General features: G+C 67.4%; 13 protein-coding genes. 8 read left to right on the forward strand and 5 right to left on the reverse strand.

Annotated features, from left to right (window positions below; genetic code table 11):
* Positions 1-107: 107 nt before the first annotated feature.
* Positions 108-878, reverse strand: coding sequence for a hypothetical protein (locus KEG38_RS22520; protein WP_272421767.1), 771 nt, complete (start codon positions 876-878; stop codon positions 108-110).
* A 236-nt stretch (positions 879-1,114) separates the two neighbouring features.
* Here KEG38_RS22520 and KEG38_RS22525 point away from each other — a divergent pair, with 236 nt between their 5' ends.
* The 3 genes from KEG38_RS22525 (at position 1,115) to KEG38_RS22535 (ending at position 4,081) form a co-directional block, all read left to right on the forward strand.
* Positions 1,115-1,663 (forward strand): hypothetical protein, encoded by a 549-nt coding sequence (locus KEG38_RS22525; RefSeq protein ID WP_272421769.1) that lies wholly within the window; start codon positions 1,115-1,117, stop codon positions 1,661-1,663.
* 2 nt (positions 1,664-1,665) lie between these two features.
* Positions 1,666-2,763 (forward strand): matrixin family metalloprotease, encoded by a 1,098-nt coding sequence (locus KEG38_RS22530; RefSeq protein ID WP_272421771.1) that lies wholly within the window; start codon positions 1,666-1,668, stop codon positions 2,761-2,763.
* Between the two features lie 70 nt (positions 2,764-2,833).
* Positions 2,834-4,081 carry a hypothetical protein gene (locus tag KEG38_RS22535; protein WP_272421772.1) on the forward strand — a complete coding sequence of 416 codons (1,248 nt, stop codon included), beginning with the start codon at positions 2,834-2,836 and terminating at the stop codon, positions 4,079-4,081.
* Here the strand turns inward: KEG38_RS22535 and KEG38_RS22540 are convergent.
* Both KEG38_RS22540 and KEG38_RS22545 read right to left on the reverse strand, forming a co-directional pair.
* Complete coding sequence (locus KEG38_RS22540; RefSeq protein WP_272421773.1) at positions 4,071-4,472, reverse strand: hypothetical protein; 402 nt, start codon at positions 4,470-4,472, stop codon at positions 4,071-4,073. The genes KEG38_RS22535 and KEG38_RS22540 overlap by 11 nt on opposite strands.
* 19 nt (positions 4,473-4,491) lie before the next feature.
* On the reverse strand, positions 4,492-5,181 hold the full coding sequence (locus tag KEG38_RS22545; protein ID WP_272421774.1) for a DUF8685 domain-containing protein: 690 nt from the start codon (positions 5,179-5,181) through the stop codon (positions 4,492-4,494).
* Between the two features lie 86 nt (positions 5,182-5,267).
* On the opposite strand from KEG38_RS22545, the gene KEG38_RS22550 reads away from it, so the two are divergent.
* Positions 5,268-6,740 (forward strand): thioredoxin family protein, encoded by a 1,473-nt coding sequence (locus tag KEG38_RS22550; RefSeq protein WP_272421776.1) that lies wholly within the window; start codon positions 5,268-5,270, stop codon positions 6,738-6,740.
* 114 nt (positions 6,741-6,854) lie between these two features.
* Here KEG38_RS22550 and KEG38_RS22555 read toward each other — a convergent pair whose 3' ends face one another.
* The gene (locus KEG38_RS22555) at positions 6,855-7,742 is read right to left on the reverse strand and encodes a hypothetical protein (protein WP_272421778.1); all 888 of its coding nucleotides are present in this window, start codon (positions 7,740-7,742) and stop codon (positions 6,855-6,857) included.
* 26 nt (positions 7,743-7,768) lie between these two features.
* Positions 7,769-11,044 carry a TonB-dependent receptor gene (locus KEG38_RS22560; RefSeq protein WP_272421780.1) on the reverse strand — a complete coding sequence of 1,092 codons (3,276 nt, stop codon included), beginning with the start codon at positions 11,042-11,044 and terminating at the stop codon, positions 7,769-7,771.
* 484 nt (positions 11,045-11,528) lie between these two features.
* On the opposite strand from KEG38_RS22560, the gene KEG38_RS22565 reads away from it, so the two are divergent.
* The 4 genes from KEG38_RS22565 (at position 11,529) to KEG38_RS22580 (ending at position 14,077) form a co-directional block, all read left to right on the forward strand.
* Entirely contained in the window at positions 11,529-12,296 is a 768-nt protein-coding gene (locus tag KEG38_RS22565) for an energy transducer TonB (RefSeq protein WP_272421781.1), read from the forward strand.
* Between the two features lie 93 nt (positions 12,297-12,389).
* Positions 12,390-13,103: a MotA/TolQ/ExbB proton channel family protein gene (locus KEG38_RS22570; RefSeq protein ID WP_272421783.1), complete on the forward strand. Its 714-nt coding sequence runs from the start codon at positions 12,390-12,392 to the stop codon at positions 13,101-13,103.
* 90 nt (positions 13,104-13,193) lie between these two features.
* Positions 13,194-13,607: an ExbD/TolR family protein gene (locus tag KEG38_RS22575; protein WP_272421784.1), complete on the forward strand. Its 414-nt coding sequence runs from the start codon at positions 13,194-13,196 to the stop codon at positions 13,605-13,607.
* Positions 13,608-13,648: 41 nt separating this feature from the next.
* Positions 13,649-14,077 (forward strand): ExbD/TolR family protein, encoded by a 429-nt coding sequence (locus tag KEG38_RS22580; protein ID WP_272421785.1) that lies wholly within the window; start codon positions 13,649-13,651, stop codon positions 14,075-14,077.
* The last annotated feature ends 400 nt before the right edge of the window (positions 14,078-14,477 follow it).

Consider the following 14,477-nt stretch of genomic DNA (forward strand, 5'->3'; position numbering starts at 1 on the left):
GTTTGTCCCGTGAACACGCGTTCGCGGGGCCCCCCCCTCGAACCACCCCGGCCCTCGTGCCTCGAACGCACGTCGCGGGATGTGCGATATTTACCTACTAGGCAAGTTCAGGGGCGGCAGATGCTGTAGCCGTCCGGGAGGATGGTGCTCGGCTGGCAGGTCGTCTGCACCTGGCCCTGCCCGGTCTGGACCACGGGGCAGTCCGTGTCGGGCGCCTGCGGGTCGCAGACGACGCGCTGCTCGGGGTACGTACAGGTGGCGGCGCAGCGGAGGAGCGGATACCAGTTGCCGTTTTGCGTCTGCATGAGGTCGCCGCAGCAGACGGTGCCGGCGGGGCAGTGCTCGGGGAGCTGGCATTCGATGCGCGACTCGAAGCCCGGTTGGCCGTTGCCGCCGAAGTCCGTGGAGCAGTTGTCGTTGTCGTCCGGCCCGCTCACGCACTCGCCCTGGGGCGGATCGTTGAAGTCGTATTCGTCCCAGCAGCAGGCGCTCTGGCCTTGGACGGCACAGGACACGTCGCCACACGCGACCATGACGGCCGGAGGCATCGGCCCCGACGACGAGCTCTGCACGCTGCTGCTCGACGACGAGGCGTTGCCTGCGCCGCCTTGACCCGAGCCGCCGTTGCCTGCGCCGCCTTGACCCGAGCCGCCGTTGCCTGCGCCGCCCTGACCAGAACCGCCGTTCCCCACGCCGCCCTGTCCTGCGCCGCCGTTGCCTGCGCCGCCCTGTCCTGCGCCGCCGGCGCCGCCCGAGGCGCCGGTCGCTTGCCCGCCGGAGGCAAACAGTCCCGTGGTGTCCGTCCCACAAGCGGCCATCGCGGTGCCCAAGACGAAGAGCGAGGCGAGGCCGAACGATCGCAACGAAGCTCGTTTCATCGATGACTCCTCAGATACCCGAAAGGTACACGCCGGAGGTAGCCTGAGGGGCGCGAAACAGCCACCCAATTTCGTCATGACGGAGACGCGGCGGGCGCGCGGACTTCCAGCCTGCAATCAAAATTGGATCGTCGCTGGACGTGGACGGGCTCCACGAGGGGGTTGCTTTACACGCCGAGCGACGCTTGGCATGGTGGATCGAAAGGCCAAAGCGGCCCGGATCGAGGAGGCACTTCATGAGCTTCAGAAAGTATTTGGCCGTGCTCGCGGCCATCGTCCTGCTCGGCGTCAGCGCCGTGGCGGACGCGACGACCATGCTCTTCCTTTCACGCGAGGAGCTCGTAAACCGTTCGGACCTCGTGGTCCGCGTGCGCGTGGGGAAGGCGGTCACGGCCGAATCCGAAGACGGACGGGGCCTCGTGACCCGCACCGAGCTCGACGTGGTGCAGCTCCTCAAGGGCAAAGTCGAGGGACGTGTCGTCGTCCAGCAGTTCGGCGGGACACACCGGGGCAAGACGCAGAAGGTCCTCGGTGACGCGGCGCTCAAGGCGGGGGAAGATGCAGTGGTATTCCTGCGTCGCGACGAGAAAGGAACCATGTATTTCACGGCGCTCGCGCTCTCCGCGTACCACGTGGACGCCAAAGGAATGGCGCACCGCGAGCTCGACGGTGTCGAGCTCGTCCGCTACGTGGGCAAGAAGCTCGAGCCCTCGGGGCACGTGGAGCGGCCCGAGCCGGTCGAATCTCTCATGACGGACGTGGTCCGCCTCGCTGGAGGAAAGTGAGAATGAAATCGTTCCTCCGAAAAGCCGCCCTCGTCGCCGCATGCGCGGCCGGCATTCTCTCCGCGCCGACCGAGGCGCGCGCCTGGACCGGCCTCGAAGGCCCGCCCTATCCGGTCTGGGGCATCCTCCCGGTCAAATTCTACGTCAATGCATCCACGTTCCCGCCCGAGATCGCCGACACCGCGCAGCAGCGGCTCGTCGATGGGTTCGGCGCCTGGGCGACTCCCGAGTGCACCGATTTCTCGACGCAGCTGCTCGGCGATCTCCCGGACGGCACCTGGAATTCGAACGACAACAAGAACGTGCTGCTCTGGATCAACAAACCGGATCCCTGGCCGCTCGAGCTCGGTCCGGTGGATTCGGTCATCGGCGTCACGCTGCCGGTATGGTCGCCCGACGGCGACAACATGATCATCTCCGACGCGGACATCGTCTTCAACAACGTCGGGTTCTGCTGGTACGACTCCATCACGAATCCGGGCGGCAATTGCGTCGGCGGCAGCCCCGTCGATACGCTCTCCATTGCCACGCACGAGGAGGGCCATTTCCTCGGGCTCGGGCATACGGACGTCGCGGGCTCGACGATGGAGCCGTTCTATGACGGCGGCAATGCCATTGCCTCGATCGAGCAGGACGACATCGACGGCGTCTGCGCCCTCTATCCCCCCGGCTCGGGCATCCCGAGCTGCAATGCCTGCACCACGAACGCCGCGAAGACCGAATGCAACGGGCTCGCCATGGGATGCAATGGCCAGTGCGTCGGCATCTACAACTGCGAAGCGTCCTGTCCCATCGCCAAGACCCCCGCCGACTACAAGGCCTGCCTCGACGCCTGCAAGATGCAATTTCCGGACGGCGTGAAGGCCTACGAGGCGTACGCAGGCTGCATCTGCAACCTCTGCTCGAAATCGTGTCCCATCGAATGCCCCGGCGACTCCGGCGCAGGCGGCAGCGGTTGGGGCGAGGAGCCCGAGGGGCCCAAGATCGAGGAGTCCGGCGGCTGCGGCTGCTCCGTCGAGGGCCAGCGCGGCAAGCTCGGCGCCCTCGCCGCCCTCGGCCTCGGCCTCGCCGCGATCGCCCGCCGGCGAAGGCGGCGCTGAGCGGCCTCCCCGAACGCCACCAATTCCAACACTTTACGCCTCTCCCGATCCCTGGCATGGCTCGCCGGTCATGCCGCTCCACCCTCGAACGGATCTCGATGCGGACGTAGCCCGCGCGCTGTCCGCTCTCGGCGCGGAGACGTCCGAGCCCGCCCTCGACGCCGTCGCGGTCCCCGGCGCGGTCGCCGCCGCCCTCGACCGCCTTCCGCCCTCGGCCCCCTTCCTGCTCCGCGCCGCGCCGCCCCTCGGCAGCGCGTCGAGCCGCCACGGGCCCGAGCCCGAAGCACCCGTCTGGATCCGCGGCACCCTCGGCGGCGCCGACGTCCGCATCGCCCCACTCCGCCTCGCCGAAGGGGAGCGCCCCACCGCCGGCCGCGTGGCCCGGTTGGTCGTGACCGCCGAGGAACGTCCCTGCTGCGACGCGCCCGCGTGCACGAACCGCCGCACCCTCGCCGCGGCCTGGGTCGAGCTCGAACGCACGGACGCCGAAGCTACGCCGCGTCGCCTGCTCGTCGCGGCCGTGGTCGATCTCGACGGGGACCGCGCCCGCGCCCGTGTCGTCCGCGCGGCGACCCCGCTCGCCCGCGCCTTCGCCGCGCCGCTCGAAGCCGCCGAGGGCGCGCTCCCTCCGCCCGCCGAGCCGGAGCCCCAGCCCGAGGGGCCCGTTTTACCGGCCGGCAAGCTCGCGCGGTTCGCCCTGCGCCCCGAGGGCGAACGCCTCGTCCTGCGGGATCACGACAGCCGGGGGCCCCGGACGAACGCCCGCCGTGACACCGTCCTCGGCACGATCCTGCTTGCCGTCTCGCTCGCCCTGTGGCTCCAGGCCGCGCGCGCCTTCCGAGCGGGCGATCGCAACCTCACGATCGGCTTCACCGCGGCCGCCGCGCTCGTGACGCTCAGCGGCTACGCCTTCGTGAGCGTCGCGCGCTTCGGCGCCCGCTACCGCGCCCTGTCCGCGCCGCTCTTCTGGGCCGGCCGCGATCGGTTCGTCATCGCCCCGTGGGTGAGCCGCACGGGCGCGGTGGATCTCCTGCCGGAAGGGCGGCTCGGCGCGGCGATCGCGATGGAAGAGGTCCGCGGCGTCTCGACGCCCCGGCGCGACGACCTCGTGGCCGTGGAGATCGACAGCGATCACGGGCCGATGGACGTCTTCCTCACGGACGACGCGGCGCTCGCCTCGTTCTGGGCCGCGGCCCTGCGCCGCGCGCTCGGCGACATGGCGCACCCGGGGACCCGCGCCTCCGCCCGCAAACGCGCGCGTGAGCGCGCAGCCGGAGAGGCCCCGGCCGCCGCCGCGTTGAAAGAAGTCACTCGATGAACGGATTCGCGGACAGCGTGTTCGACCAATCCGACGCTTTCTCGCCGCGCACGCATCGCAGCCGATACGTGTAGGCCTGATCCTCGTTCGCGCCCTCGTCGACGTGATCGGTATCCGTGCCCTCCGCGGTGAAGGCCGGCGCGAACGTCTCGGCGTCGGTGCGCCGCTCGGCTTCGACCTCTTCGCAGGGCGAAACCAAGCTCCAGCGCACGCGCAAAACCTTCGACATCGGGATCACGTCCTCGAGCACGGGCGCTTCGAGCGAGCCGCTCGTCGAAGGACCTCCCGTCGCGTAGCCCGTCGGCTCCAGATCCGGGGAGTCCACCTCGCTCGCACACGCGCCCGCGAGGAGGAAAAACACACACGAGAACGAAGAAGCAAAGCGTTTCATCGGTCCCTCTCGATGCTCGTCAGTCGCCGCCGTCCTTGCCCGCGCCGACGAACCAATCCTCGCGATCCGCGAAGAGGACGTTGAACGTCGTGAGCGAGCCATAACAGGCCGTGATGTACGCCTGGAGCTGCACCTTGTCCGCGGCGGGGAGCCCATCGTGCGCGTTGAGCTTCGCCTCGAGCAGGCGGAGTTTGTCCCGGACCATCACGACCTTGTGAAAGAACGTGTCGAGCGGGATGCGCTTCTCCGCGGTGCCCGCCTTGCCCGGCTTGAGGACGATCTCCCCGCCTTGCCAGCGCGCCCCCATCTCCGTACCGCCGAGGCCGAGCTCCTCCGAGAGCACCTCGCGCAAGACCCGCCTGAACTCGTCGATATCCATGTCGATGTCGATCTCCCTGGGCAACGAGGTGCCGGCATTCGCGGCCCGCGCGCCCTCGGTGGTCTCGGACGATGACGGCCGCGTGACGTCCGTGTCACGGCGCCGTGGCTCGATGGCCGAGGAGCGCGCCCTCCGAGGCTCGCCCGCCGCGCGCGGTGGAGGCGGCGGCGCCGCGGCGCCCTTCGGCCGGTAGCGCGAGCACGTCGACGTCTGTCGGATCGGCGAGGGATACACCTCGAGCGCACAGTCCCCCACGCGCCCGAGGCGCGAATCCTCGCGCGGACGCATGAACGCCGCACAGCTTCCGCAGCGCCCCTCGAGCTCGCTCATGAGGGCTCACCATAACGCAATCCGTCGCCGGGGCGAGCACGCTCTCGTTCGGGCGAACGCGCCCGCTCGGCACTACACTCGGCCGCATGGCCCGCCCTCGCACCTGGATTCCCGCGCTCCTCTTCGCCCTCGCCGCCGGATGCGGTACAGCCCCGCCGCCCGGCCCCGACGCGCCCACGGACGAGGCCGTCCGCACGAACGGCGCGGCCGGGACGAACGGTACGAAATCGGGCGAGCCCACGAAGCCGGACGGCGCGGCCGCCGGAAAGGACGCGGCCGCGGCGCCGCTCGTGTTCATCGAGGACGACCTCGACGGCGCGATGGCACGCGCGCGCGCCGAGAAGAAGGCGCTCTTCGTCGATGCCTGGGCGCCGTGGTGCCACACGTGCCTCAGCATGAAGAACTACGTGCTCGTCGATCCGGCGCTCCGCCCGCTCGCCGATCGCGTGGTGTTCGCGGCGATCGACACCGATCGCCCCTCGAGCGCCGCATTCCTCGAGCGATACAAGATGACCTTCTGGCCGACGTTCTTCGTGATCGATCCCGCGAAGGGCGACGTCGTGGCTTACTGGCCGGGCGCGGCCTCGGCGCGCGAGATGCGCAGCTTCGTCGAGGACGCGGTGCGCGTGATGGATGCCTCGGCGCCGCCCTCGGATCCGCTCTACACGCTTTCGCAGGCGAGCGCCGCGCGCGCGGCCGGCGATCATCGCAAAGCGCTCGCGCTCTACGACGAGCTGCTCGCGAAGGTCGACGCACGCTGGCCGCGCCGGGACGACGCGCTCGCCGGAAAGCTCTCCGCGCTCGCCGGCAGCGGCGACGTCGACGGATGCGCGCGATTCGGCACGGCGCACGTCGACGAGATTCGTGGCGCCGCGGCCCCCGCCGATTTCGCGTCCGTGCTCTTGAGCTGCGCGAGCCGGCTCGCGAAGAGCCCCACGCAAGAACAGGCGCGTCGCAAGGCCATGGCGAGGCTCGAAGCACTCGTCGCCTCGCCGCCGCCCGAGTCCACGGTCGACGATCGCGCCGACGCCCTCGCGATCCTGGCGGGCGTGAAGAGCGAGCTCGGCGACGCGGAGGGCGCGCGCGCGGCGCACGAAAAACGGCTCGTGCTCATGGAGAAGGCCGCGGCCGAGGCGAAGACGCCGGAGATCGCGGCGACGTACGATTACGGCCGGGCGATCTCGTACGTGGCGCTCGGCCGCGGCGAGGAAGCCGTGCGCATGCTCGAGCAACGCGAGCGCGAGATGCCGAAGTCGTACGATCCGCCGGCGCGCCTTTCGAGCGTGCTCGCGAAGATGGGGCGCTTCGACGCCGCGCTCGCGGCGAATGGCCGCGCTGTGGCGCTCTCGTACGGGCCGCGGCGGCTCGCGTACCTCAAGCAACGCGCGGACCTGCAGGCGAAGATGGGCGACAAGCAGGGGCAGATCGCCACGCTGCGTGAGGAGGTCGCGGGGCACGAGGCGCTCGGCCCGGGGCAACGCAATGAAGCAGCGCTCGCAGACGCGCGGCATCGTCTCGAGGAAGCGCTCGGCAAAGGGAGCGCGGCGCCCAAGCGGTAAAGCGCCCACGGGCGCAGGCGTTTTCCCGGCGTATGGAAGACGAAACGAGGCCTCCCGCCGCGGGTCGCGCGGGCGGGAGGCTCGTGTCGTTTCTGGAGGGAACGAGAGGGAGGGTTACGGCCTACCGGTGAGCGGATCGCCGGTGAGGGTGCAGTGGAGCGTCTCCGGATCGCAGGCCACCGGGAAGTCCGGGTTGATGCCGGAGCCGACCTCGATGCCGAGATCGGGATGCGCTTTCGGATCGCAGTAGAGCGGTTCGGGGACCACCATCGGCGTATCCTTCTTGGCCGGGTCGGCGTCGTCGTTATCGGACGGCGTTTCCGGGTTGTTGTCGTCGTCGGTGTGAACGTCTTTGCCGCAGTACACCGACGGCGAGAGCCCGATGAACTTGTACGTGGCTTCGCAGCCCGCCATCACATCGCGGAACACCATCTCGCCGACAGCCTGCGTGCCGGGCACGCCTGCGGTCACGTACACCTTGACGTTCCGCCACTCCTGCTGGAGGTGCATGGCCGGGAGGATGACGGGGTTGCCCATCTCATCCACCTCGCCCGTGTCGAACTCCTCGACGTTCATGTCCGCAGACGCGAGCGCCGCCGTGCCGTTCGCGCCGCCCGCGTAGCAGATGTTGTTCGCATCCGGGGCGGTCGTGTACTTGCCGAACGCGTACGCCTTGTCCTTGCCGAGGTCGTAGCCCGCGCCTTCGCGCGCACGCGCGATCTCACCGAGGGTGGTCGACTGGATCGCGATGCTGCGGTCGTCGTAGTTCGCGAGCGTCTTGTCGGCGTTCGGCGCGAGGTACGTGGACATGCCGATTTCCTCGCCCTTCAGCCCGAGGCACGCCTCGTCACCGCTGACGAGCTCGTACTTGGCGAAGAACGCGAAATGGCTGGCGATGCACTGGATGGTGGGTTGCGAGCAGGACGCCCCGGAGAACGCGAAGAACGCCGCGCTGGCGAGCCCCATCGCGCCGACCAGGACATTGTGGATTCGGTGCTTCATGGTGAGCTTCCTTTCCCGTCCAACCATCAGAAGGTCACGCGCGCGTTGATGCGGATCTGCCGCGGCGTCTGATAACCGGTCGGGTTCTTCCAGTTGGGATTGACGTCCTTGGCATCGAACTCCGTGCCGTCGGAGTAGAGCAGCTTCTTGCTCGTATCCGTCGGCGCCTCGCCCTTCTTGCCGAAGAGGTTCGCCTCGCTCCCGTTCTCGACGGGCAGGACGTCCGCCAGGGTGTACCGCTGGTCGAAGCCCGTGGCTTGCTGGAAGTTGAACAGGTTGAAGACGTCCACGCCGACCGTGAGCGTGCTGTCCTTCGAGAACCGGTAGCCGAAGGTGACGTTCGTGTCGATGCTGTGGAGCCACGGCGTACGACCGCCGGCGCCGCGGGGCAGGATGAACACCTCGGAGTCGCCGTACTGGACGTGCGAGCCGAGGACGTTCAGCGGCGTGCCGCTGCGGCCGAGGTAGCCGAGGCCGACGTTGATCGTGACGTTCGCCGGGAGCTGGAACTCCTTGGCGCCGAACACCTTGATCACGTGGCGACGGTCGCCGGGCAGATCGCCGGTCCGGTTCGCGAGGATCGAGACCAGGTCGAAGTCCGAGTTGATGTTCGGATCGAGCTGGCCCGTCTCCGGCCGGAACAGACCCGCGAGGTTACCGCGGTTCCACGAGACGGTGTAGTTGACCTGCGCGAGCCACTGGTTCGAGAAGGCCTTCTGGAAGTACACCATGAAGGAGTCGTAGTCGCGGATGGCCTTGGGGAAGTCCTTCGCGATGCCGTACCCCGGGTTTCCGATGAAGTACGTCGTCGCCTCGTCGCGGCTCATGTCCTCGATGGCGTAGTTCAGCCACTGGCGCGTGTAGGCACCGCCGATGCGCGAGTCCGTGATGATCTCGTACTCGCCGCCGATGACGATCTGATCCGACGACTGCGGCTTGAGATCCGGATCGACCGGGACGCGATCCGAGCCGGTGATGACGTACTTGAGGTTCGGATCGTACGGCGTGGGTCCGGTGAGCGTGAGCAGGTTGTCGACGCTGTTGCACTCGGGTCCGCGCGCCTGGAGCGGGTCGAGCGGGTTGCAGACGCCGTTCTTGGGCGGGTTGCCGTCCGGGTAGTTGAGCGAGCGGCTCTTCTGGAGGCCGAGCTCACCCGGGAACGAACGATCGACCATGTTCAGCGTGATCGCCTGGTAGAACCGGGCGAAGTTCGCCGTGATCTTGGCCCGGCCCTCGCGGGTCGGATCCCAGATCGCGCCGATGCGCGGCGACCACTGGTTCGGCAGCGCGATGCCGACGTTGCCGTCGTTGCCCGTCACGATCTGCGCGTCGTAACGAACGCCGAGGTTCACGGTGACGCGGTCGAGGATGTTCCACGAATCCTGGATGAAGCCGCCGACCGTCGTCGAGGTCGAGTTCGCCTCGAAGACGTCGAGGTTGACGACATCGTCGGGCCCCTGGAGGAAGCCGTAGCGGCGGAAGTCCGCCACGTTGTTGCCGTTCGTGCTCTCGCGGAAGAACACGCCGCCGCCGAAGGCCTTCGTGTTCGTGTAGCTCAGGACCTCGAAGTCCACGCCGGCCTTGATGACGTGCTGCCCGAGCGCGCTGAGCAGCGCCGTCGCGATCACGCGGCCCTGGTAGCGGTTGCTCGTGGCGATGTTGATCTGGCCGGGGCCGCCGGTGCGGTACGTCGCCACCGGGCAGTTCACCGCCGCGAACTGAGCGCCGCCCGTGTTGCAGTCCTGAACGGCCGCATCCGGGAGCGTCTCGAAGTCGGTGATCGGGTGGAGGCCGGGGTTCGACGTACGACGCCACGTCATGCCCGGCATGTAGGCGAGCTTCGTGGGGTCGTTGAGGTCGTTGACGTTCGAGCCGTCCGCCGCGCCAATCGCGACGCTGTTGTAGACCCAGCCGAGGGTCGCATCGATCAGGAACTTCTTGTTCGCGAACGCCGACGAGCTCTTGATCACGACGCTGTTGTTGAAGACGTCGGTCGTTTGCCCGAGCGAGTTGTACGTGCCGATCAGGTTCGTGACGCCGACGTCGCCGTCCTGCGCGTCGAAGCCGTACGTGCCGTTGCCGCCGGAGGTCGAGGGAGCGCCGAACACCGTGACGCTGATGTTGTGGTCCTGGTTGATGTTCCAGGTCAGCTTGCCGATGTACTGCATCACCTGCTGATCGGCGTAGTAGATCTGCGGCGCGATGCCCCGGAGCTGGGTCGCCGTCTGGTAGCCGGTCGCGTCGTCGGTGACCGGGGTCGCCACGTCGTTGACGCCGTCCTGCCCCGGGATGAACTCCTCACTGTTCGGATCGTCCGGATCGTAGTCCGGGTTCGGCATGAGGGTGTCGGCGTACGTGTGATTGAGGCGGCTCAAGACGCGCTCGAGGCGGTAGCGCTGCAGCGCCACGCTGAAGCCCGCGAAGAACCAGAGCTTGTCCTTCACGATCGGGCCGCCGATCTCGAAGCCGAAGTCACGGACCGAGCCGAGCGTCCGATTCGTGTTGATCGTCTGACCCGCGCGCGGGATCAGCGTACGCTGTCCCTCGAACGCGCCGGGCGTGATCGCCCCGAAGACGGAGCCATGGAACTCGTTCGAACCGCTCTTCGTGACGACATCCATGACGCCGCCGACGCTGCGGCCGTACTCCGGCAGGTAGCCGGCCGTGATGACGTTGACCTCCTTCACGAACTCGGCCGAGAGCGGCACCGCGAGGATGCCGAACGCCGGGTCGTTCGCGGAGACGCCGTCGATGACGAAGCCGTTCTCGGGCGACGACGTGCCGTTCACGGACACGCCGTACGCGTCGGCGTTGGCGCCGGGAGCGACCGCCGCGAGGCTCTCGAACGAGCGCGTCGCGCCGCCCTTGGATGCGGGCGGGTTCACGGCCACGCGACGCGTGAACTCGCTGTCGATGGTCACTGCGACGCGCGAGGAGCCGACGTCGATGACCGGCGGCTTGCCGACGACGACGATCTCTTCGCCCGCCTGGATGTTCTCCGGCAGAAGCTCCAGGTTGACGCGGATCGTCGAGCCGCTGGTGAGCTTGATACCGCCGCGCGAGAAGGGCTTGTACTGCTCCTTGTCTGCGCGGACGGTATAGCCCTCACCGGGGGCCAGCTGCGGAATGCGGAAGTTACCGCCCGCATCCGTCACGACGATCTGCTCACCCTGCAGCGCGGGGGACGTCACCGTGATGACGACGTCCGCAACGGGTGCTTTCGTGGCCGCGTTACGCACCTGGCCGGTGATCACGCCGTCGGCTGCATACGCCGAGCCGGCGACCATGACGACTGACGGCACAATCGCGGCCAATAGGCCTAGTCTGTCTCTGAGTATCACGAGCCCTCCATCCCTCCAGAAGTGGGCCAAGTGTCGAAAAGGCGGCCGACTATACTCATGTTCCGTGACCGTCAACAACACTTTCTGCGGGCTCCGCGTAACTCTTTCTGAGGGACGCCCGGACACACCCCCCCCGGCGAACCCTCCGCGTCGACGTTCCGGGACGCACCCTGACGCGGCCCGTCGCGCGCCGCCGACATACCCGTCGGGCGTGACGCACCCGCGCGCTCGTCACTCGGCTGGTCACTCGGTTGGTCACTCTTTTACGAACCCACCCCGTTCGAGGGGCGTCCGGAAGTGGGAAGGACGCGGTAACGACCCATGCCTGGACCCGGGCTGGGGGAGCTCTCTAGAATTCGTTTCCCTCCCAACCGCAATTTGTGCGGGGTGTTGTCTTCTTTGGCTCGCGCCGGCAGACGATTTCGACTACTAGGGCTCAAGGCTCATGTTCGACTCGGTTCTAGGCCGCGACAACATTCCGAAGAGCCGCCTCGGCACGGGCGCCGTGCTGTCGGTGGTGGTTCACGCCCTCATCTTTGCGCTCGTCCTGTACATCACGACGAGACCTGTGGAGAAGAAGGTGGATCTCCCGGAGGTGACGTTCATGGCGGCAGCCCCGCCACCACCTCCGCCTCCTCCGCCTCCTCCGCCCCCCGCGGGTGGAAAAAAAGTCAAGCCGATCGAGAAACCAAAGCCGGTGAAAAAGCCGGACACGATCGTCGAGACCAAAGAGGAGCCCAAACCGGAGGAGAAGCCGCCTGAGAAGGCGCCCGAGCCCGAAGCCGAAGAACCGGAAGGCGAGGGCGAGGAAGGCGGCGTTCCCGGCGGCGTACCGGGCGGCGTTCCCGGCGGCGTGGTCGGTGGTGTGGTCGGTGGCGTGCTCGGCAATCCGCCGCCGCCTCCTCCGCCTCCGCAGAACGTGACGATCCCGTTCGGCGCGGGTATGACGCGTCCGTCGAAGGTCTCGGGCCCCGAGATCCGCCACACGTCCGAGGCCCTGGCCGCGCGCGTGGAGGGCGTCATGATCGCGCGCTGCGTGATCACCGAGTCGGGCAGCGTGGAGGGGTGCTCCGTCATCAAGGGGTTGCCCCACATGAACGATGCCGTCCTCCGGACGCTCGCCGCGCAGCGCTATACGCCGGTCATGTTCAACGGCAAAGCGCAGAGGGTCAACTACACCTTTACGATTCGCCTGGTGATGCCCACCCGCTGAAAACACGGGGCCCGCACGGCCGTGCGGGCCATCTCCAGAGCACCGAACACTCGAGTCACCAAGAGAACGCGCGAGGGAGGCGCGACCGAAACCATGGATTTTTCACTGAGTGGACTTTGGCGTGAAATGGGGCTTTTTGCCCGCCTGGTCGTGATCGTGATGGGCGTCATGAGCCTCACGTCCCTCCTCGTTCTGGGCGAGAGGCTCGTGATGTCTTTCAAGTCGATGTCCGACTCGAAGGTGTTCGCTGCGAAGATGGCCTCCCTCCTGGCGAGCGGCGATCTCGACAGCGCGGCCGACGCGAAGTTCGGCAAGGACATCGGATACCTCGGTCGCACGATCCGCTCGGGCCTCGTGGCCTACAAGGGCTCGGTTCACGGTGACAAGGACCTCTGCTTCGAGTCCGTCGCGCGCGCCCTCGAGCGTCAGCAGGCCCGCGAGCTCGCGGTCCTGAAGCGTGGCCACGGCTGGCTGGCGACGGTCGGCTCGACGGCGCCGTTCGTCGGTCTTCTCGGTACCGTCATGGGTATCGTCACGGCCTTCGAGAAGATGGCCGCGAGCGGCTCCGGTGGTCTCGGGACGGTCTCCGCCGGTATCGCCGAAGCGCTCATCACGACGGCCTTCGGCCTCCTCGTCGCGATTCCGGCCGTCATGGCCTTCAACTTCCTCGCCGGCTGGGTCGACGCGCGTGCAGTCGACATCTCCGAGTCCTCGAACGAGTTCCTCGATCTCGTGGCGCGTCGCCTCGCCGAGGGGCCGCGCGAGGAGGAAGAGGAAGAGGGCGAGGAGAGCGAGGCCGCGGCCTAGAAAAGCCCGCCCTCGCGGAAGCGGGCGCGCCTCTCGGGGCGCGCGCGCAGCTCCGGCGAGGGCGACCCCTGAGAGGGAGTAGGTGTTCTCATGGGAATGGCAGTCGGCCCGAAGAAGGGCAGCGTAAAGAACGACATCAACGTCACGCCGCTCGTCGACGTCGTGCTCGTTCTTCTGATCATCTTCATGGTCATCACGCCCATGCTCCAGCGTGGCAAGGACGTGAAGCTGCCCCAGTCCAAGTCGATCGACGAGGAAAACAAGGAAAGCGATCCGATCATCCTCTCGGTCACGAAGGACAAACACATCTTCATCGAGAGCAGCGAGTACGACAAAGAGGGCTTTTCACCTGCGCTGAAGGTGGTCCTCGACGAGAAGCCGGGGAGGAAGATCCTGCTCAAGGGCGACGACTCGCTGACCGTGGGCGACGTGCGTGAGGTCATGGAGATGTCGCGGAAGGCAGGCGCGAAGAGCGTGGCCCTCGGCGTTGAAGAGCAGAAGTAGAGCCAGCGGAGCCGAACGAGATGAGCAGAAAGACGAGAAGGGTGGCGATCAAACCCGCCAATCCGCCGAACTCGGACATCAACGTCACGCCCCTCATCGACGTCGTGCTCGTGATGTTGATCATCTTCATGGTCGTCACGCCGCTGCTCGAGAAGAACCTCGACGTACGCGTGCCCGAGACCGAGAAGGTCGAAACGGTCACGGAAGTGCCGCCCGATCAGCTCGTGGTTCGTATCGGGACCGAGGGTGATTTCCGGATCAACTTCGACAAGGTCACGAACGAGGAATACGTCGACAAGCTGAAGGTGAAGCTCGAGCGGCGCAAAGAGGACGACAAGATCGTCTTCTTCATCGCCGACGACAAAGCGAACTACGCGCGTCTGATCACCGCGCTCGACGGGGCCAAGCAAGCCGGCGCGAAGGTGCTCGGCATGATGACGACGCCCCCCGAAGAGGAAGAGAAGAAGTAAAGCGTCTTCGTGCAGTTCGCGAAGAGCCCCGGCGTGCCCGTGCACGTCGGGGCTTTTTCTTTTTCAGTCCCCACTGCACGAATCCACATTTCAACGGGTGGTCATTGCAGCGCCCATCCCCGCCAAACCGCTCATTACAGGATATTTACGGTATACCGGTCTTTCTCGTGACCAGCATATTTCATTCCGGACGAAAACGCTCAATGATCGCGCGAAGAAAAGGATTGACACACGTCTGTCACACGTGGTTGGCGCGATCGTCACGGGCTCTCCCCCCCATCGCGAGGCGTCGCGCCGGGGCGCTGCCCCGGACCCCGCGGGGGCTGTTCGCCCCTCGACCCGAACCAGGGCAAGCCCTGGACTCGTGTTGGAAGAACTGCGCGATGCGCAGTTCTTCCAC

Origin of the sequence: Polyangium jinanense (assembly GCF_028435265.1) — a bacterium.
In the GTDB taxonomy this organism is placed as follows: Bacteria; Myxococcota_A; Polyangia; order Polyangiales; family Polyangiaceae; genus Polyangium; species Polyangium jinanense.

Bases quoted from the DNA above. Each gene is read 5' to 3' on its own strand.
- KEG38_RS22540 (WP_272421773.1), bottom strand. From the start codon at position 4,472: ATGAAACGCTTTGCTTCTTCGTTCTCGTGTGTGTTTTTCCTCCTCGCG.
- KEG38_RS22565 (WP_272421781.1), top strand. From the start codon at position 11,529: ATGTTCGACTCGGTTCTAGGCCGCGACAACATTCCGAAGAGCCGCCTC.
- KEG38_RS22530 (WP_272421771.1), top strand. From the start codon at position 1,666: ATGAAATCGTTCCTCCGAAAAGCCGCCCTCGTCGCCGCATGCGCGGCC.
- KEG38_RS22555 (WP_272421778.1), bottom strand. From the start codon at position 7,742: ATGAAGCACCGAATCCACAATGTCCTGGTCGGCGCGATGGGGCTCGCC.
- KEG38_RS22525 (WP_272421769.1), top strand. From the start codon at position 1,115: ATGAGCTTCAGAAAGTATTTGGCCGTGCTCGCGGCCATCGTCCTGCTC.
- KEG38_RS22520 (WP_272421767.1), bottom strand. From the start codon at position 878: ATGAAACGAGCTTCGTTGCGATCGTTCGGCCTCGCCTCGCTCTTCGTC.
- KEG38_RS22545 (WP_272421774.1), bottom strand. From the start codon at position 5,181: ATGAGCGAGCTCGAGGGGCGCTGCGGAAGCTGTGCGGCGTTCATGCGT.
- KEG38_RS22570 (WP_272421783.1), top strand. From the start codon at position 12,390: ATGGATTTTTCACTGAGTGGACTTTGGCGTGAAATGGGGCTTTTTGCC.
- KEG38_RS22535 (WP_272421772.1), top strand. From the start codon at position 2,834: ATGCCGCTCCACCCTCGAACGGATCTCGATGCGGACGTAGCCCGCGCG.
- KEG38_RS22550 (WP_272421776.1), top strand. From the start codon at position 5,268: ATGGCCCGCCCTCGCACCTGGATTCCCGCGCTCCTCTTCGCCCTCGCC.
- KEG38_RS22575 (WP_272421784.1), top strand. From the start codon at position 13,194: ATGGGAATGGCAGTCGGCCCGAAGAAGGGCAGCGTAAAGAACGACATC.